Origin of the sequence: Vibrio sp. D431a (assembly GCF_030248655.1) — a bacterium.
GTDB lineage: Bacteria > Pseudomonadota > Gammaproteobacteria > Enterobacterales > Vibrionaceae > Vibrio > Vibrio alginolyticus.
Genome location: NZ_JAHGAP010000033.1, coordinates 101,640 through 121,658, shown reverse-complemented (window position 1 = coordinate 121,658; position 20,019 = coordinate 101,640). Strand labels below are relative to the sequence as shown.

Genomic DNA, 20,019 nt, shown 5'->3' with positions numbered 1-20,019 from the left:
CGAGCAAGCTAATTTCGAGGATCATTCTTCGGCTAAATAACAAACCTGATTATCGTCGATCGTTACTTGCCACGTTTTTAGACAGTGCGCTTCGTCTTCCAAACATTGCCCACTCTTTAAACTGAAGTGCTGTTTATACAGTGGTGATGCAACACACATCTCACCATCAATATCACCGACAATCCCTCGACTCATTACATAAGCCTTACCTATTGGGTCCCAGTCCTGAACAGCGTAAACACCGCTATCTGGAATGTAGAACAACGCCACATGCTCGCCTTCAATCAATACAGTAGCACCGATAAACGGCATTAAGTCATCAAGCTGACACAAATTCACTTTGGTTAACGCTGCCATTTACACCTCCTGTTTCACTGGAATACGCTGACCGCGCACACGCTGGTACGGCAAGACTTTGCTGCCCGACGTGCTGTTCAAGAAAGGACGGAAGCGTTGCAATTTTTGAGGATTATCCAACGTACTCTTCCACTCACATTGATAGGTATCTACGACGCGCGCCATTTGTTCATCCAACGAGTCACATAGATTCAGAGAGTCGTCCAAAATCACTTGTTTAAGGTAATCTAAGCCCCCTTCCATGTTCTCCATCCACACCGACGTACGCTGCAAACGATCTGAGGTGCTGACGTAGAACATCAATACTCGGTCAATCATGGTGATCAACTCTGATTTAGATAAGTCGGATGCAAACAAATCAGCGTGTCTTGGTCTCATGCCGCCATTACCGCAAACGTATAGATTCCAGCCGTTTTCAGTGGCGATCACCCCAATGTCTTTACTTTGCGCTTCTGCACACTCGCGAGTACAGCCCGATACGGCAAACTTAAGCTTATGGGGCGCTCGCAATCCTTTGTAGCGGTTCTCTAACTCAATAGCTAATCCGACCGAGTCATCAACACCATAGCGACACCAAGTAGAACCGACGCAAGATTTCACGGTGCGCACCGACTTGCCGTAGGCGTGCCCTGTTTCAAAACCAGCATCAATTAAGGTTTGCCAGATTTCTGGGAGTTGCTCTAACTGCGCGCCAAATAAATCCACGCGCTGACCGCCAGTGATTTTGGTGTATAGATCGTATTGCTGAGCAACTTCGCCTAGCACGATGAGTTTGTCTGGTGTGATTTCGCCGCCCGGAACACGAGGTACAATCGAGTAAGAACCATCTTTTTGCAGGTTCGCCATAAAGGCATCGTTGGAATCTTGCAGAGATTGATGTTGAGGCTCCATGATGTGTTCATTCCACAAAGAAGCAAACACAGATGCTGCTGTCGGCTTACAGATATCACACCCATGCCCCTTGCCATGCAGTGCAATTAAGGTTTCGAAGTCTTTGATTTGTTCCACTTGGCAAATATGGAACATCTCTTGGCGACTGAGCTCAAAGTGCTCACAAAGGTGGTTGTTAACCTCTACCCCCATGGCTGCCAGTTGAGTATCCAATACCGACTTCACCATATTACTACACCCACCACAGCCAGTACCGGCTTTGGTGTTGGCTTTAAGATCTGTCAGGTTGGTGGTTCCAGCTTGTATCTCGGCAACTAAGTCACCTTTTGTGACGTTGTGACAAGAACAGATGATGGCGCTGTCTGGCATCTCTCCATCCAGCATTCCGGTATCAAATAGCAGGTTCGCCGCGTGGTCTGGCAAGACTGTTTTGTTCAAATAACACTGTAAGAGCGCATCGTAATCGCTGTTATCACCGACGAGAATCGCACCAAGTAATTGGGTGCCGCTCGCATCAACCACCAGCTTTTTGTAGATGCCTGCAACCGCATCTTGCAATACCATTTCTTGTGCGCCTTCGGTTTGCATTTGTGCATCGCCGATAGACGCCACATCTACCCCAAGCAGCTTAAGTTTAGTGCTCATGTCTGCACCTTTAAAACCATCGCTCGGCATCCCAGTCAAGACATCGGCAGTGGTTCTCGCCATGGTGTAACCGGGTGCGACTAAACCAAATATCTTCTGCTCCCAAAGGGCACATTCACCAATCGCGTATATGTTCTCATCGCTGGTTTGGCATTGGTTGTTAATCACAATGCCGCCTCGCTCGCCTATTTCTAGCTCAGCCAGCCTTGCCAACTCATCTTGAGGACGAATGCCTGCGGAGAAGACAATCACATCCACTTCGAGAGGATCTTTGTCTTTAAACACCATACGATGCTTAGCCGTTTCACCATCGCAGATTCGTTCCGTACCCGTTGAGGTGTGAACGGTTAGCCCTAGCGCTTCAATCTTCTCTTTTAGCACTAAGCCAGCACCATCATCTAACTGTACAGGCATCAGGCGAGGCGCAAATTCAATGACGTGAGTTTCTAACCCCAATAGTTTGAGTGCGTTTGCCGCTTCTAAACCCAATAAGCCACCGCCAATCACTGCACCTGTTCTTGCACCTTCACATGCCTTCTTGATTTGTGAAAGGTCATCAAGCGTACGGTAGACAAACACGCTGTCGCGGTCTTTACCTTCAATTGGCGGCACAAATGGGTACGAGCCGGTCGCGAGCACGAGTTGGTCGTAACCCAGCACATCTTCACCATCAAGCAGAATGCGCTTTTGCTCTCTGTCGATGCCTGTTACTTGGCTGCCAAGTACGAGTTGGATGCCATGCATGTCGTACCATTCTTGGTTACTCAGCATCAAATCATCATGAGACTTACCCGCAAACAAAGAGGACAGCTGTACACGGTCATACGCGATAAAGCGCTCTGCACCAATAACGGTAATTCGGTGCTCCAAATGCGCGTTTTTCTGCACTAATTGCTCGACGAGATGTTGCCCGACCATACCGTTGCCTACCACAACGATATGGCTCAATGCGTTCTTTACTGGAATCGTTAAAGGACTGTTCATCGCTGCCTCCTTATGCCGTTTGCGCTGCGGTTTTGGGTTTGTCTTCTTTCGAAGCAGGAATCTCGACTTTGGATTGCTTCTCGTAAAGGAACTTCAGCACCGCTTGTCGACACTTCTGATACTGCGCATCATCTGCCAGTGCGACACGCTCACGAGGGCGAGGTAGATTTACTTCTAACACTTCTCCAATGGTTGCTGCCGGTCCGTTAGTCATCATCACGATTTTGTCAGATAGCAGCACCGCTTCATCCACATCGTGAGTAATCATGATGACGGTGTTGTTTAGCTCGGCTTGAATCTTCATCAGTGCATCCTGCAAATGCGCACGAGTTAACGCATCCAATGCGCCAAATGGTTCATCCATCAACAAAACCTTTGGTTGAAGTGCCAGTGCTCTCGCAATGCCGACTCGCTGCTTCATGCCCCCAGAGATTTCATCCGGCTTTTTGTGCGCGGCATGCTGCATTTGAATCAGCTCTAAATAGTGATTCACTTGCTCCTGAATCCACGCTTTGCCCTTTTTGCCAGCAATTTGTTTTACTGCGAGCTCAACGTTTTGATATACGGTGAGCCAAGGCAACAATGAATGGTTTTGGAACACCACTGCGCGGTCAGGTCCCGGTCCAGCTACTTCTCGTCCATCGACGATCACGCCGCCGTCTGTTGGCATGTGCAGCCCTGCGACTAAGTTCAATACCGTTGATTTACCGCAGCCAGAGTGGCCAATCAGCGATACAAACTCACCTTTATTGATTTGTAAATCAACGTTCTTAAGCGCGATGAACTCGCCATCTGGCGTTGGGAATCGCATCCCTAAACGCGTTAGATCTAATAATGCTTTTTCCATGATCGTTTCCCTTATCTCAACGCTTGTTGTTTATTCCAAGACAGCCACTTTTGAAGTTGCAACATGCCTCTATCGAGCATCAATCCAATAAAGCCGATTGTGATGACAGCCACCATGATGCGCCCCAATGATGCTGAACTGCCGTTCTGGAATTCATCCCAAACGAACTTGCCTAACCCCGGGTTTTGAGCGAGCATTTCTGCCGCAATCAACACCATCCAAGCGATACCTAAAGAGAGACGTAAACCTGTGAAGATCATTGGAATGGCTGAAGGTAAAACGATAGTGCGAATGTGCTGCCACCACGAAAGTTGAAGCACTTTACTCACGTTGATTAAGTCTTTATCAACGCTCGTTACACCCACTGCGGTATTAATCAGCGTCGGCCATAAGCTACACAGCGCTACAGTGATCAGAGAGTTGATGAACGACTTAGCAAACATTGGGTCATCACTCACATAAGTGGCACTTACAACCATAGTGACGATAGGCAGCCAAGCTAAAGGTGATACGGGCTTGAGCAGTTGAATGATTGGGTTGAACGCTTGATACAGCCCTTGATTAAGACCAAGCACGATGCCAAGCGGAATCGCGATAACCGTCGCCAGCAAAAAGCCCGCAGTTACGGTCACTAAGCTTGTTATGATTTGGTCGAAGAACGTCGGTTTACCTGTGTAGGGACGAATCTTCACTTCCGCGTCCGGATTCTTGGCTAACTTCGCAGCATTACGTTTTTCCTGACGCTCGATAAACGCTTGTTCCTTTTCTCGCTCTTGCCAATGGTCATCGACAAGATTGCTGAACTGCTGAAAAGTTTGCACTGGCCCTGGTAGCGTACCTAATGAAGTTTGCACTTCTCTCGCTGCTAAGTGCCACATTGCCAAAAAGATCAGCAAGCCAATGACGGGCAAAAGCACCAACCGACTTCGGTTCACTACCTGCTTAGCAGGAAACAGGGAAATGACATTACTAGACATACTCACTCCTAAGAAATTTACATCCTTGTTGCCACAAGCGAATCCCCTCGCCTGTGGCGTTTATCGTTATGGTTAAACCTTGTCTTTTCCTTTAAGCCCGATAGAGAACTTCTCTAGATATTTATTTGGCTCGCGACCGTCATAAACGATGTTGTCGATAAAGTGTGTTTGTGGCGCACGGAAACCATCTTCAGCACTAAAATCTGGGAAGTCTTTTTTGCTCAACACACCATCTTCAATTAGCGCTTGAGCTGCTTGTTGGTAGATATCTGGACGGTAAACCTCTTTCGCCACATCCATGTACCAATCATCGGACTTCTCGCTTGAGATCTGTCCCCAGCGACGCATTTGAGTCAGGTACCAAATCGCATCGCTGTAATACGGATACGTGGCGTTATGACGGAAGAACACGTTGAAGTCTGGCACGTCTCGTTTATCGCCTTTCTCGTATTCAAATGTGCCGGTCATTGAGTTGGCGATAACTTCGGCATCCGCTCCAACGTACTCGCTTTTTGATAACATCTTCACTGCTTCTTGGCGGTTGGCATTGTCGTTTTCATCCAACCAATGTGCCGCTCGAATCAAGGCTTTCACTACGCGAATATGCGTGTTTGGATACTTCTCAGCCCAAGCTTTGGAAACACCAAACACTTTCTCTGGGTTGTTCTTCCAGATCTCGTAATCGGTCACAACTGGCGTACCAATACCTTTGAATACGGCTTGTTGGTTCCATGGTTCGCCTACGCAGTACCCTTTGATCGTGCCCGCTTCCATTGTGGCTGGCATTTGTGGTGGCGGTGTAACACTCAAAAGAACGTCAGCATCCAACTGGCCACTGTTATCGCCTGAGTCTGGTGCGTAAAAACCTGGATGAATCCCACCTGCCGCTAACCAGTATCGCAACTCATAGTTGTGCGTCGATACAGGGAACACCATCCCCATGTTGAACGGTTTGCCTTTATCCAGATAGCTGTCGACCACAGGCTTCAGTGCATCCGCTTTGATTGGGTGAACTGGCTTGCCATCTGGTTGCTTTGGAATGTATTGCTTCATCTGCTCCCAAGTATCATTGGAAACCGTGATTGCGTTGCCGTTCAAATCCATACTGAACGCAGTAATCACTTCTGCTTTTGTGCCAACACCAATCGTTGCGCCCAATGGCTGACCAGCAAGCATGTGCGCGCCAGCAAGCTCACCATCGATGACTCGGTCTAAAAGCACCTTCCAGTTTGCTTGCGCTTCTAAAGTGACGTACAAGCCTTCGTCTTCAAAAAAGCCTTTCTCATAAGCAACCGCAAGCGGTGCCATATCGGTTAACTTAATAAAACCAAACTTCAGGTCTTCAATTTCTGGCTCACCCAACTCTGCCTTTACGCTGACCGTGGTGAATACCGATAACGAAATTGCTGACACTTTCAGCATCGAACTCCATTTCATTGGTTTGCTCCCATAAAAAAAGCGCCACTACTCCGAAGAGCAGTAGCGCCGTTGCTAAGTCTACAATTACCGCCGTTGATAATTGAGATAAGCGATTCAACAATAAACCCAATTCTACTAATCCAATTACTGTGCCAACTTATTTTTCACTGTAAATACAATGGATTAGTTTATTCTACCATTTCTAATTCCCTGTTATTGCTTGCTGATAGTGCAACACGCACCACGTTAGAAAACGCACCCTAACCCCAAAGTGGTAGAGCAACTAATCCAACACTTCCAAAGTAGTTATCAAATTTTTGGCAACTTGTGCGAGCGTTTGGCTCGATTGCATGGCCGAATTTCTAAGCGCTTTATAAGCCTGATCTTCATCAACGCTGTGCATCTTCATCAGCAGACCTTTGGCTTTTTCCACCAGCTTGCGCTCTTCAATCTTGTGGGTCAGCGATTCAATTTCCGATTGCATACTTTCGAATTTCGCTCTCACTAATGCCGCATGCTCAATCCAAGGTTGAAGTGCAAATTCACTATCGTGCGGCATAAGAACATAGTCCATTTTTTCTGATAACCGATTGATATCATTGGATGATAATTGCTTTAAGACGATAAGAAGTGGTGCCGATTTTCTGCGGCAGAAATCGACGATCAAACGCAGTTCCGCGGTTGGTTGCTGCCATCCAACCACAACGCTTGCCGACGGTTCTCGCTGCATAAGCGTTTCTAGTTGTGCCAATTGGCAGCCGATGATGTTGTCGTAATCTTTGCTCAATAAGCCCGACAATCGAGCCAGCTCTTGGAGGCTATCACAGCATACTATGATGGGTGTTTTTGACGTTGATTGAGTCATGCACATTCCTTGTTTATATCTCACTCACTAAGAGAGACATAACAAGGAATGTGCCAACTAAAATAGACGCGTTTTAACTAGAGGCAAGATGTTCTTTGAAGAAGCCGAGTGTGCGCTCCCAAGCGAGTGCTGCTTCTTCCGGTGCGTAGCGTGCTGTTGAGTCGTTATGGAAGCCGTGGTTGACGTTCTCATACATTAACGCTTGATACCGTGCGTCGGTTGCGATCAATTGCTGCTCATAAGCAGGCCATGTGTCGTTAACACGCTTATCGAGCCCTGCAAAGTGAATCATCAACGGTCCTTTGACTTGCTTTTGGATCTCTTGCGCCGCTGGTGTTCCATAGAAAGGCACACCTGCATCGAGCTCTTCTGGCATTACCGCCGCAAGCATGTTGACAATGTATCCACCGAAGCAAAATCCAACCGCGCCCAATTTACCGTTACCACCCTCGTATTGCTTAAGGAAGTTAGCCGCTGCAATAAAGTCTTGTTCGATCTTGGCTCTGTCCATCTCTTTCTGCATTGCGCGACCTTCATCGTCGTTCCCCGGATAGCCGCCGAGTGGGTAAAGCGCGTCTGGAGCGAAAGCAATAAAGCCATCTTTTGCAAGTCGTCTTGCGACATCTTTGATATAAGGGTTCAGACCTCGGTTTTCATGGATCACCAACACGGTCGGCGATTTTAAGGTCTTCTTCTGTGGCATCACCAAATAACCACGCCCTTCTCCATGCCCATTTGGAGATGGAAAGGTTTCGTAAGTTGCTTTGATGTCAGGATCGTTAAATGAAACTTGTTCTGCAAGTGCGTAATTCGGGGTTAGCGCGTCGACCAGTGCTGTCATGCTAAAGCCAAGCACCGCAAGGCCACCCAGCCTATTTAGAAACTCACGGCGCGAGATTTTTCCGTGGGCGTATTCGTCGTACCAATCGAAGGCTTCTTGCGGAATTGGGTGAGAAGCCTTTTCACTAGGAGTGGTATGCTTTAGAACCATTATCCATGTCCTCTGTGTCTTACCATATGGGATTTTCTCATTCTCAAACGCGAAGCTAAAAACGAACGCGATTGAGGCTAAAACTGCGGTTTCACCACTCTGATACGGAGCAAGGTGGTGAAACACATCATTGGCGAGCTAGGATCTTTTACCTTCTTCAAACAATAGATAATGGATTCAGATTCAACAACTTTGCGTCGTTGGTTTTACATTAATTGACAATAGTATCTTATTGCTGGCCGCAATAGGCTTGCCAGTAAGAGAAAGCGCGTTCGAATGCTTTTTCCCTGTCATGCATTTGTGCAAACAAGACCACTGTCATGGTGGCGAGAACCGTATTCACCATTTGGTTCATGTCATCTTCTGACGTCCCAAACGGGCAGTTCACAGGCATTGGTACCTCAGACAGCATTTGCTCCGTCCAGTAGTGCGATGTCACGCCGCTTGTTTGGCTTAACCATACGGTTTGGCTTACTTTCGGGTTGTATTCTGACTCACCCGATTGTCCTTTGAATGACACAACGGCATGAGCGGTTTGACCAATCTCGTATTCGACTTCAGCATGAAGTTGTTGGAATCCAGGATGGAAGCTACCACGAATACCAACCGTCGCCTGCCCCGGATTCAGTGCTCGAACCACGGTATTAATCGGCGTTCTAAGCCCATAGCGATTCTTCCAACCGATCATGGTTTCGGCTTGGGGTGCAAACGAACTTAGCGGTAGATACACAATGTTTTGTGTTTCTAATACACGCTTTGCGTCTTCTGCTGATTCTGCTTTCGTAATAGCAAATTTGTCGAGGTAGTCTTCAGCGTGTAAACGACCAGATTGACGGTCGTGATAGCCGTGCATCAGCACTTTATGACCATTATCGGCGAGGATCTTCGCTGCCAACAGGTGCCAAGGTTGACCTGCCGCTTCACGTTTGCCTGCATAACATGGCCAATCAATGTCTGCACCAATAGCAGGCATGCGGGATTGGAATGCTTTCACAAAGCCAGCGATTTCTTGTTGAGTTTCGTTCTGTACACGGATCAGCATCAATAACATTGCCATCTGATCGTCGTCGCACTCACCGTTTAGGTATTCATCCATAACTCGAAACGCTTGGTCAAAGTTCAGTGGTTTTCTACCACGTTCGCCACGACCGACTGTTCTGATACACTCCAAAATGCTGCTCATATTCCCTCGTATTCCGTCACTGACTGTACGGTTTCTATTAGTTGTTCGCGCAGTTTGACAACTTCTCCCATCACAATCAATGCTGGGCTCATGCCTTTAAGTGTAATCGATAAATCATTGAGCTGATTGAGTTGTGTAACGTGCACTTGTTGTTGAGGGCTGCAACCATGAGTGATGATCGCGACTGGAAAATCTTCTCTCAAACCAGAGCCTATTAAACCCGTTTGTATTTGCGATGACTTTTCTAACCCCATATAGAAGACTAACGTTTGTCCGCTTTGCATCAGTTGGCTCCACGCTTCAAATGCGCCTGTTACCACTTGCCCCGTCACAAAGGTAACGCTGCGAGCAACGCCACGATGAGTCAGCGGAATTAAGCTGTTTGCTGAACATCCAATCGCAGCGGTAATGCCGGGAATGACTTCGTACGCGATTGAGTTTTTGACGAGCGCTAACGCCTCTTCGCCTCCACGACCAAATACAAAAGGATCTCCCCCTTTTAAGCGTACAACTCGCTTTCCTTGCTGAGCGAGCGACACCATCAAATCACAAATTTCTTCCTGACCAATACTAGGTTGTCCGCATCGTTTGCCCACGTAAATCCAATCGACTTGTGGCGGAGCCAACTCCAAAATATCTTTGTTAACCAAACGGTCGTAAAGCAACACCTCTGCCGACATAATCGCTTTCACAGCCTTCACGGTTAACAAGTCAGGATCGTGCGGCCCTGCTCCGACAATCGAGACAAAACCTTTGTGGTTCGCGTCCAGGTCTAGTGAATGGTCTTCTAAAAGTTGGTTCAGTTTGCTTGCTTGGTCATGCTTAGAAAAGCGAGACGAGCGTTCTTGATTCTGACTCGCTTGTCCTTTCTTAAACCAAGACTTTTGATAAGGCGCTTCCATGTGCTTATCCTCTTTATGACTTACTTTATTTGAATAGCCAAACTTTGCTGGTTCGCTTGCTGTTTGCCCTTTTGATGCTGATGGCTGTCGACCATTTGTTTGATTTGAGAGACGCACGAGCCACAGTTACTGCCGCATTTGAGTTTGTTTTGAAGTTGAGTCAGTGAAGTGCAGTCTTGTTTCTCCATCGCGTCATGTATTTGTTTATCGGTGACGCGGAAACAACTACAAACCAGTTTGGCACTGCTTTGCGATTGAGTGATGGCAAGCAGTTGCGATAGCTCCATCGGCTTGCCAATCAAGCCAGTAAAGTTGGTGTAGTCAGTTTGAATCGGTTCGCTAGACACCACTAAAACAGAGCGAATGATACGAACGTCTCCAACAAGGTCGTAATCCACCGCTAGCCAACCTTGGGCAATATCTATCGTAATCCTGCGGCTCTTTTCCGTTCGACAAAAGCTCTGTTTCTTTGGTCGTTTATCGTGTGCAAAGCGCCAGATGCCCAAGTTACTTTCTGCTTGAAATGCGCTGTAGAGAAACTTGCCGGAATCAAACTGTGTACCGATGAACATACCGTAGGTTTTTACCGCCGCATCTTGCACTTCAACATAAGATGACTTAAATGCAGGCTGCCCGGAAATAGGGTCTTTTGCGCTGTTTACTATCGCGTTAACGCTGCTTTCACCGCCATATCGACCCGCCCAATGCATTGACATAAACAGCTCTTGAAAACCCAAACCTTCATCAATGGCAACTTTGGCATAAATACCGGTGTTTGAAGTAGGCTGAAACAGCTTGGTGAGTTGTCCTGCTTTTAAGCGATTTTGAGTAGCAGAGAGTGTGTTCATGTACACGGTTGGTTCTAACTCAGAGGCGGCAAGGTGTGCGATATGACCTGTGCGCGTCATGGTATGCCATTGATCGCGTTGCCTGCCCGTATTGAGCCACCAGCCTTTTGTTCTTTCTAAACGCGTTGGAGATTCACTGGTCACGACAAAACGCGCTTTACCATCTGGGTGCGAATAGATGCCATCAGCAAAAGGACGCTCTCCTCCCCATTGTGTCGGTACCCACTCTTCGTATTCTTGCTCGGTTAAGTTCGCGTGTTGAGACAGGTCGAGCTTCAAAGGTGAATCTGCATTCATGCCTGTCATCGCCGCATACTCCCTGAATACCGCCCGCTCAGAAGTAAATGCAAAGCCATTTTGTGTCTTTTCCAATGCACACAGAGCTTGCCCGACTTGGCTTATCGCCCACCAATCTGATTTTGCTTCACCGGGAGGCGTTTGAAACTGACGCTGCCTAGAAAGTCGACGCTCAGAGTTGGTTACCATACCTTGTTTCTCACCCCAACCAGCGGCGGGCAGCAACAGATCCGCAAAATGCGCTACATCCGAATCCGCTGTGATATCGGAAACAATCACAAACGGACAAATCTCTAGTGCACGTTTTACCAATTGGTTATCTGGTAAAGAGACAACGGGATTGGTTGCCATGATCCACAGAACTTTAATCTCGCCACGTTCTACCGCCTCAAACAGCTCAACGGCTTTTAAACCGGGCTGAGTGGCAATTTCTGGCGAATCCCAAAACGCTTGCACTTGCTTGATAGACTCTGCGTCAAAAGCGCGATGAACCGCTAACTGGTTTGCCAAACCACCGACTTCTCGCCCACCCATCGCATTGGGCTGACCTGTAATAGAAAACGGCCCACAACCTGACTTGGCAATTTTACCCGTCGCCAAGTGTGCATTAATGATTGCATTGCCTTTGTCGACGCCATTTTCGGCTTGGTTTACCCCTTGGCAAAACAACGTAATTGCGGTTGGGCTTTGCGCAAACCATTGGAAGAATGTCGTGAGTTTTTCTTCTGAAATGCCAATGGAAGACGTCAAATTAGTGACATCGTAACGCAAATCAGAAACTTCTTCTCTAAGTGCATTAAATCCGTCGGTATAAGAATTTATGTATTCAGAATCAATCAATTGTTGTTCAATAAGAAACTTGAGCAGCCCATTGAAGAGTGACACATCACCATCGTTTTTAATCGGTAGATGCAAATCCGCTTGCTGTGCGGTGACCGTTTCACGCGGGTCAATGACCACCAGCTTGAGGTTAGGATTGTTTTCTCTCGCTTGTTGAATATGTCGGAATAAAACAGGGTGCGTCCAAGCGGTATTAGCACCGCAAATGATCAATAGCTCAGTCTTATCAATATCGTCGTAATTGACGGGAACGACATCTTCACCAAATGCTCGTACATGAGCCGCAACCGCCGAAGACATACACAAACGCGAGTTCGTATCGATGTTTGCGCTGCCAACATAGCCTTTCATGAGTTTGTTGGCGACGTAATAGTCTTCCGTCAACAACTGGCCTGACACATACATAGCGACGGAATCAGGTCCAAACTCCGCTTTCGCTTGATGAATCTTTTCTGCAATCAGATCCGTGGCTTGTTGCCATTGCACTTCTTGCCCTTGAGGTCGTTGCTTGGTGACAAGCTTTGGATACAGCAAGCGCGAAGGCATATTCAAGCTCTCTGCCAGCGCGACGCCCTTTACGCACAGTGATCCCGCATTTGCAGGATGACACGCATCCCCAACGATTCCTTTCGCATTGACCTCGACACCACATCCAACACCACAATAGGGACAAGTGGTTTTTTTGCATCCTTGCGACATAACACCTCCAGTGCGATTCAGCCCAACTTACTAGCAAAAAAAAGCCTCTCCCGAATCGAGAGAGGCAGCAATGCCTTTAACGCTGTTAGTACATTTTCAAAAAGTAATACCCTATACCGCTCTCGCCTGCTATTGAGAGCGGCGCATCGAGTTATCGATGAACGTTTATGTAAAGCAAGTGAGGTGCCAAGATCAAAAACCTTTTACTATACAACGAGTTAGCTTAAAACCAATTATAGCAACGTAATGCTACGCACTGATTGTGTGCAAATTTCGGTCATTATCGTGCAGTATTACTTTACTAATTCCATGACTAACCTGGATTCTTCGTCACCAAAATAATGCGCTTCTTCTTCTAACGTTTTAAAGCCAAGGGAGAGGTATAAAGACAATGCAGGTTGGTTCTTAGGATCGACAGTCAATTTCACGCTTGAGCCTAACTTCAACGGCGCAATAACGTTTTCTAGGAGGGAACGCGCAATACCTTTACCTCTATGTTGAATATCGACGGCCAATGACATGATCCAATATTGATGTGCATTTGTGCTAGTCGTTAGCAATATATACCCTGCGACCTGCTCTCCCTCTTTTGCTACCAGTAAGCTCTCTCCCCAACAATCAAAAGCTTGCCGAAAGAAAAATTGAGGATAGGCGTGTTCTCCAAATAAAGTATTTTCGAGCTTATATATGGCAAATAAGTCCTCTTTTTGCGCAGACAAGATGTCCATTCAATGACTCCTTCTTTAACATGAATGGCAGCAGTATACCTAAATCTCATCTAAATGACGGGACACAAACATCTCAATTAAGTGCTTAAGATATGTAATATTCTTCCTGAAAATTAGGCCTAACTCACTTAGAACATACATCCGTGATTAAGTTTTGACCGCAAAATCAAAAACCACACAAGATGAAAATTTCAATACATACAACCATTAAGTGCATTAAAATTAAGAACTTTATTCTGGTTTATTGAAAAATTCATAGTTGGATAATTTACAACCACACCAAATCCACAGCATTATTCACCAAGCTTCGCATGTGATAATAAACACTAAAACCTTTACCATTTTCAGCATTATTATTTTTATAAAAGCGAGTTTTAAAGTGAAAGAATCTCGAAATGCCTTAAATCCTAGTGAAATAAACACAACCACAGCTTGGTCAAAACATGATACACATTGGGTTCTTAGCCTATTTGGAACGGCCGTTGGCGCAGGCATCCTGTTTCTGCCAATTAACCTTGGGATTGGTGGTTTTTGGCCTTTAGTCGCGATGGCAGTACTTGCTTTTCCAATGACCTATCTTGCGCACCGTGGCTTAGCTCGTTTTGTACTATCTTCTAAGATCAAAAACGCAGACTTCACTGATGTAGTGGAAGAGCACTTCGGCGCAAAAGCAGGCCGTTCTATTTCACTGCTGTATTTTCTTTCGATCTTCCCGATCCTGTTGATATATGGGGTTGGAATAACAAACACAGTAGATAGCTTCATGGTAAATCAGGCTGATATGGCTTCTTTACCTAGACCTTTGCTTTCTGGCGTACTAGTGTTTGCACTAATTGCTATTATGATGGCGGGTGAAAAAGTAATGCTACGGGCCTTTGCCATTATGGTGTTCCCACTTGTTGCCATTCTTGCCTTTCTATCATTTTACTTAATACCGAACTGGACCATGCCTGTCATGGATGTGCCAGAAGCGTCAGCTTTTGCTAGCACTATGTGGTTAGCAGTTCCTGTAGTGATTTTCTCGTTTAGTCACGCAGCTGCAATTTCAAGCTTTGCAAATGTACAACGTCGCCATTACGGTAAGCAGGCAGATGCCAAATCCGAAGTTATTCTTCGTCGCACTAGCATCATGCTGATTGCCTTTGTTCTTATTTTTGTATTTTCCTGTGTACTAACACTGTCACCTGAACAATTGGCTCAAGCAAAAGAACAAAACGTATCCGTATTGTCTTACTTAGCGAACGCAACCGATAATCCATTTATTGCAACACTTGGTCCTTTAGTAGCGTTTGTTGCTATCACTTCATCTTTCCTTGGGCATTTTTTAGGTGCGCGTGAAAGCTTAAATGGTTTAATTAACAAGCATTTTAACCTATCTGAGAAGCGTGTTGATCGTATCAGCGTGGCAGCACTGTTCTTCTCAATCTGGGCGGCCGCGATCATGAACCCAAGTATTCTTGGTATGATGGAAGCATTGTCAGGGCCTGTTATTGCAATGATCTTATTTATTATGCCAATGTTAGCGGTGTATAAAATCGAGGCGATGAAACAATATCGAGGAAATGTCTCTACTTACTTTGTTCTAGCAGCAGGCATTGTGGCGGTAAGTGCATTGATTTTTAGCTTCTTCAGCTAATAACTAAAGACTAGCTTGGATTTTCAGGGGAATACCTTACACAAGGTTAAGGTGATTCCCTGAATTTTCTTACTCTTTAAAAGGTAATCATCGTTACCCTTGACTCTTAAATAAGAGCGAAAACACCCGCAATCATAAGTACTGAAGCGATGCAGGTACGGCCGATAATGCCGAAGTGCGAAGGTTGAATCATTTCATTATGCATAGTTAATCTCCTATTTATTATAAAAGCCATTTTTTATTGGCTTAATAACACTATGTCTAATATCCAGTTTTTTAACAACCCATACAAACATTAAATATTTATGACAGAAGCGTAATTTTTTACACTTCGCCCTGATTTTGAGCGATGAATCCGCGGCTTAAATCATTAGATTGAGTCCACCGAATATGCTCGCCTACCTGTCATCGTTACCTTGTCTATACCATCGCCTAATCATTGCATAAGTTTTCAATAGATTTTGTTTTATAAATCATAATATTATAGAGCTCCTTCTCGTATCTCACTCCCAAAACACTTTGCCACTGGGAATCCATCCGCACTTAACCAACAAGAAATGGTAGACTTAACTGGTATTCGGTTAAGAGATCACATTTTATTAATACGCTCATGCACTTCTCAATTAAAAAACTGGCTTGCGCACTTTGTACTGCACTTGGACTTTTCTTGCATCCCACCAACGTACTGGCGAGTACCGAAAAGCAAGCTTATCTGGAAGAACACATTTCAGCAGAAAGCAAGCCCATGTTAAAACTCTACTTTCGCTCGATGGGTAAGCCGCGATCAATTCAAAAAGGTGAGTTAAATGCGCCACAGAATGCATCAGCGGAGTCTCTTGCTCTGTATTACTTTGCACGAAAGTACCTTAAGCGTTACGAAGGCGTTCCATTACCGAAAGATATGCCCGATTTAATCGAATTCGGTAAAAAGCACCATTTGGAATGGGTCGTCGCTGAAGCACAGCTCAATAAGGCTGTAACAATGATTGAGCAAGACGATAACTGGAACGCAGAATTGTTACTCCATGACGTTGTTTCTACAGCCCGTGATCTTGGTTATCTAGCATTAGAAGGCCGTGCTTACCGCTGGTTAGGCAATCTAGAAGTATCTCGAAATCAACTACGCAGTGGCCTAAAATATTATCGCAATGCCTATGAGTTATTAGAAAAAACAGTATTTGAAATACAAGTCGCGATGACACTGAACAACATTGGGACGGTCTACATCGACGCATCAGATTGGGCTCGGGCCAACAGTTACCTAACGCAAGCTCTCGACACTTACCTAGAGAGCGAATATCAATACGATAATAGCTTTTTTATGGGGGTTATCTACGCAAACCTTAGCATCGTTCACTCGAGCCTCGGAGATAACAAAAAAGCGGAATATTATTTCAATGAAGCCATTCGACTTTCAATGCAAACGGGGTCTGACACAGTCAAGCACCACTCTTTATCCAGCTTTTCACAAATGTTGAGCTCGGTAGGAAAAATTGATGATGCATTAATGGTCGCACAACGTTGCGTAGAACTGCCCATTCCAAAAAATCTAGAAATGCTAAAAACGTCTTGTTACGAGGCATTTGCAGAGGCTTACCTCGCAAACAAACAATACGATAAAGCTATTACAACAGCGCTTAACGTTCTAGAACAAACCAAGTCAACCAGTGAATTAGAGCTGCGGCAGCGTATTGATATGCTTTCGGTACTGGTAAACGCTCATCAAATTCTTAATGACTATGAAGCCGCTTTTCATTATTTAACCCAATTAAGAGAGCTGGAGGCTGAGTTTTCTCATCATATTCATGGTGAAGAGATGATTAACATTAAGTTTGATCTCGAAGCTAAGTTAGCCCAGAAAGAACTCAAATTGCTAGAAACAAAAAATGCGCTACAAGCGTCTGAACTGCGTTCGCAGCGCTATCGAGAAATGTTCTACTTTATCGCTATTACGGCAATTGGTGTCGTTGGTTTTCGTTACGTACTGCGCGTTAGACGTATTAATAAAGCACTCACTCAAGAAAATACTACCGATCCGTTAACTCAACTGCATAACCGTCGCTATCTTCACATTTGGCTGGACAAAATGGCTCGTAGAAGCCCAGATAGAACATTTGCCTTAGCAGTTTTAGATGTTGATCATTTTAAAACCTTTAATGATCAATATGGACACGATATTGGCGATAAAATGCTGACTCATATTGCCACGCTATTTAATGAATCCACTCGCTCTGGTGACCTACTCATTCGTTGGGGTGGAGAAGAGTTTGTCCTATTATTCGAAGTACAGCGAGCTGAAGATTGCGCTAAGTTTTTGGAGCGATTGAGATATACTGTTGAAAACACGCCATTGGTGGTTGACTCTAAACCATTAAACGCGACAATTTCCCTTGGAGCAGTGGACAAACTGTCGGCACAAATAATTAAACAAGAATGGGATCAATGGTTTTTCTTGGCAGACCAAGCTTTGTATGATGCGAAGCAAGCTGGTAGAAACCAGTTCGTCATTCACCCTACATCATAAAAAAGCACACATGAAAAAAAATCTAATCATTATTACTTTTGCGCCTCTATTTCTTATGGCGTGTAGTAATCAGCAAGCATCTCAACTGGGAATGCGCAGCAGCAGTGTCAACGTATATGCCCAGCAAATGAGTAACACTCAACTATGTGAAACTCTCTACTACAACCGTGCAACTAACCAAACCAAAGTGGCGATTGGTGCTGAGTTCAATCGACGTGGATTAAACAAAAAGTGGTGTGATAAAGAATTCGATAAGTTGTACATTAAAAAGTGGATTGATAACGTGCTGCCTAAGGAAAAAGCCGAACCTAAGAAACCAATGGCAACTATTCAACCCGCTCCAACTAAATAACCCCCCCTCTTGAAGCAGACGGTACACTCGTATTTTCTGCTTTTCACTTTTCATGCATGCTCGATGCGACATATAAAAACCTCATAGTTTCAGTAAATTAACAAAGACTTATGTTGTCCATCGAACTTTTAATGTAAACAAGTTGTAAATGGTTTTCGTCCTTATTCTTTGTCGTTAGCTTTGTTTGTTCCTGTTAGCGGAATATGAAACAGGAACTAAAAAATTCCAAACAAAGACATGAGGTCAAAAATGGAAATACGCATTAATCGCCTATTTGCTGCTATGTTGGCAGTAGGCATTGCACCTGCCGTCTCGGCGTTTGATCCACTCTATTCTGAACAATGGCACTTAGACAACACGGGGCAAACTGCGTTTGCGGCTAATCCTGCTGTTGCTGGGAACGACTTAAACACTAAGCTCACTCAGGCAATGGGGATTGCAGGTGTTGGTGTGAAAGTTGCCGTTATTGATTCTGGAGTGCAGATCGATCACCCCGACCTTGCAGGTAATATAGTTACAGGTAGCAGAAACTTCGTCGAAGACTCTTCATTCCCACCAAGTTATCCGGTTGATACTAATGGTCATGGCACTGCTGTAGCCGGTTTGATTAGCGCCGTCGGCAACAACGGTGAAGGCGGACGCGGTGTCGCTTCTCTCTCTTCCCTCATCGGTTTTAACTGGTTAGCCAACCAGACATTAGAAGGCTGGTTAATCTCCCATGGCATGGACCCAGCAACACGTGATGTTCGCGTATTTAACCAAAGTTACGGTTTCAGCCCTATAAACCCGATTACTTTTGATGAAAGCGACCCTCAACTAAAACTTGAAATGGACGTGATGAAAAACGTCAGCGAGAGTAACGCCTGGGGTCGAGGTGCTGTATTTGTAAAGTCAGCAGGTAATGGTTACCGTTATTTCAATGCAGGGCGATTCTTCGTATTGCCAAGTAACTTCTTTGCTGGTGGAGACAATCAAGGCTTACCGATGCACAACTCTGCTCAGTCTTATGATAACGCCAATTACTTCAATTTAGTCACTAGTGCACTACGAGCGGATGGTACGCGAGCGAGTTACTCATCTGTGGGTTCGAACGTGTGGGTTGCAGCACCAGCAGGTGAATATGGGCAAGATTTCCCTGCTATGGTCACCACTGATTTAATGGGTTGTGAAGAAGGGCAAAATACCAGTGATGGCCTTGGCATTAATGGGTTACACGGCGGAACGGAGCTCGATCCGAACTGTAACTATACCAGTACGATGAACGGAACCTCATCGGCTGCGCCGAACACATCGGGTGCCATCGCGGCAATCATGTCAACCAACCACGCACTTTCTGCTCGTGATGTACGTGCTTTACTAGCGGAGACAGCAAAAGTAACGGATAAAGCGCATCCAGGCGTACAGCTTGAATTTACTAACCATAAAGGTGAACAGGTTAGCTACGAGGCAATTGCCCCTTGGCAAAAAAACGCAGCAGGCGTAGATTTCCATACTTTTTATGGCTTCGGCGCTGTAGATTTAGATGAAGCGATGCAACGTGCTCGCATGACGAATCGTGTTTTGCCAACTCAAGTCATTACGCCATGGGTTAATAACGCTACAGAAGTAAGTGTACCCGATGCAAGTCTAGTTGGTGGTTCTTCAAGTATCGCCATTGCCGATGAGCTGACAGTAGAATCCGTTCAAGTGACATTGACACTGGACCACGCTCGTCTGCCCGACTTAGCTATCGAGCTCATTTCGCCATCAGGGACTCGTTCCGTTTTGCAAACACCGCGCAATGGTCTTGTTGGTCAATCTCTTGATTCATCGATTACTGGCTACAAAGATCAATTAATGTTGTCTAACCAATTTTATGGCGAAGATGCAAAAGGCGAATGGACGTTGCGAGCAATAGATACGAACGGCGATGAAGTCTATTCTTACATTGCATATTTCAACTCTTCCACCATCTATGACGTTCCGATGGCAAACAACGCTCAGCCCGGTGTTATTAAGAACTGGTCGATGCGCATATTTGGACACTAAGGAGTC

15 protein-coding genes are annotated in these 20,019 nt (G+C 45.5%); 4 read left to right on the top strand and 11 right to left on the bottom strand.

What is annotated here, in order from left to right; genetic code table 11:
* Positions 1–21: 21 nt before the first annotated feature.
* The 11 genes from nirD to KJB35_RS24935 form a co-directional block, all read right to left on the bottom strand.
* Positions 22–357 carry a nitrite reductase small subunit NirD gene (gene nirD, locus KJB35_RS24985; RefSeq protein WP_171342577.1) on the bottom strand — a complete coding sequence of 112 codons (336 nt, stop codon included), beginning with the start codon at positions 355–357 and terminating at the stop codon, positions 22–24.
* Positions 358–2,877, bottom strand: a complete 2,520-nt coding sequence (gene nirB, locus KJB35_RS24980) for a nitrite reductase large subunit NirB (RefSeq protein ID WP_213907636.1) — start codon at positions 2,875–2,877, stop codon at positions 358–360. It lies immediately after the preceding gene.
* A gap of 10 nt (positions 2,878–2,887) precedes the next feature.
* A complete protein-coding gene (locus KJB35_RS24975; protein ID WP_005450080.1) occupies positions 2,888–3,724 on the bottom strand; it encodes an ABC transporter ATP-binding protein in 837 nt (278 codons plus the stop codon).
* 11 nt (positions 3,725–3,735) lie between these two features.
* Positions 3,736–4,701 carry an ABC transporter permease gene (locus KJB35_RS24970; protein WP_005375889.1) on the bottom strand — a complete coding sequence of 322 codons (966 nt, stop codon included), beginning with the start codon at positions 4,699–4,701 and terminating at the stop codon, positions 3,736–3,738.
* Positions 4,702–4,773: 72 nt separating this feature from the next.
* Complete coding sequence (locus KJB35_RS24965) at positions 4,774–6,138, bottom strand: CmpA/NrtA family ABC transporter substrate-binding protein (RefSeq protein WP_005375887.1); 1,365 nt, start codon at positions 6,136–6,138, stop codon at positions 4,774–4,776.
* A 265-nt stretch (positions 6,139–6,403) separates the two neighbouring features.
* Positions 6,404–6,985, bottom strand: coding sequence for an ANTAR domain-containing response regulator (locus tag KJB35_RS24960; RefSeq protein WP_213907635.1), 582 nt, complete (start codon positions 6,983–6,985; stop codon positions 6,404–6,406).
* A 73-nt stretch (positions 6,986–7,058) separates the two neighbouring features.
* Positions 7,059–7,976 (bottom strand): dienelactone hydrolase family protein, encoded by a 918-nt coding sequence (locus KJB35_RS24955; protein WP_105067271.1) that lies wholly within the window; start codon positions 7,974–7,976, stop codon positions 7,059–7,061.
* Positions 7,977–8,205: 229 nt separating this feature from the next.
* A complete protein-coding gene (locus KJB35_RS24950) occupies positions 8,206–9,159 on the bottom strand; it encodes a glycosyl transferase family protein (protein ID WP_213907634.1) in 954 nt (317 codons plus the stop codon).
* Positions 9,156–10,061, bottom strand: a complete 906-nt coding sequence (gene cobA, locus KJB35_RS24945) for a uroporphyrinogen-III C-methyltransferase (protein ID WP_213907633.1) — start codon at positions 10,059–10,061, stop codon at positions 9,156–9,158. The genes KJB35_RS24950 and cobA overlap by 4 nt, the downstream gene beginning before the upstream one ends.
* Before the next feature lie 20 nt (positions 10,062–10,081).
* Positions 10,082–12,745: a nitrate reductase gene (locus tag KJB35_RS24940; RefSeq protein ID WP_268208387.1), complete on the bottom strand. Its 2,664-nt coding sequence runs from the start codon at positions 12,743–12,745 to the stop codon at positions 10,082–10,084.
* 293 nt (positions 12,746–13,038) lie between these two features.
* Positions 13,039–13,473, bottom strand: coding sequence for a GNAT family N-acetyltransferase (locus KJB35_RS24935; protein WP_031781129.1), 435 nt, complete (start codon positions 13,471–13,473; stop codon positions 13,039–13,041).
* A 379-nt stretch (positions 13,474–13,852) separates the two neighbouring features.
* Here KJB35_RS24935 and KJB35_RS24930 point away from each other — a divergent pair, with 379 nt between their 5' ends.
* The 4 genes from KJB35_RS24930 to KJB35_RS24915 all read left to right on the top strand — a co-directional run bounded on the left by KJB35_RS24930 (position 13,853) and on the right by KJB35_RS24915 (position 20,013).
* Positions 13,853–15,109: an aromatic amino acid transport family protein gene (locus KJB35_RS24930; RefSeq protein WP_017820237.1), complete on the top strand. Its 1,257-nt coding sequence runs from the start codon at positions 13,853–13,855 to the stop codon at positions 15,107–15,109.
* Positions 15,110–15,719: 610 nt separating this feature from the next.
* Positions 15,720–17,633 (top strand): tetratricopeptide repeat-containing diguanylate cyclase, encoded by a 1,914-nt coding sequence (locus KJB35_RS24925; RefSeq protein ID WP_132936405.1) that lies wholly within the window; start codon positions 15,720–15,722, stop codon positions 17,631–17,633.
* A 10-nt stretch (positions 17,634–17,643) separates the two neighbouring features.
* Positions 17,644–17,985: a hypothetical protein gene (locus KJB35_RS24920; RefSeq protein ID WP_017820239.1), complete on the top strand. Its 342-nt coding sequence runs from the start codon at positions 17,644–17,646 to the stop codon at positions 17,983–17,985.
* Between the two features lie 249 nt (positions 17,986–18,234).
* The gene (locus tag KJB35_RS24915; RefSeq protein WP_017820240.1) at positions 18,235–20,013 is read left to right on the top strand and encodes a S8 family peptidase; all 1,779 of its coding nucleotides are present in this window, start codon (positions 18,235–18,237) and stop codon (positions 20,011–20,013) included.
* Positions 20,014–20,019 lie beyond the last annotated feature (6 nt).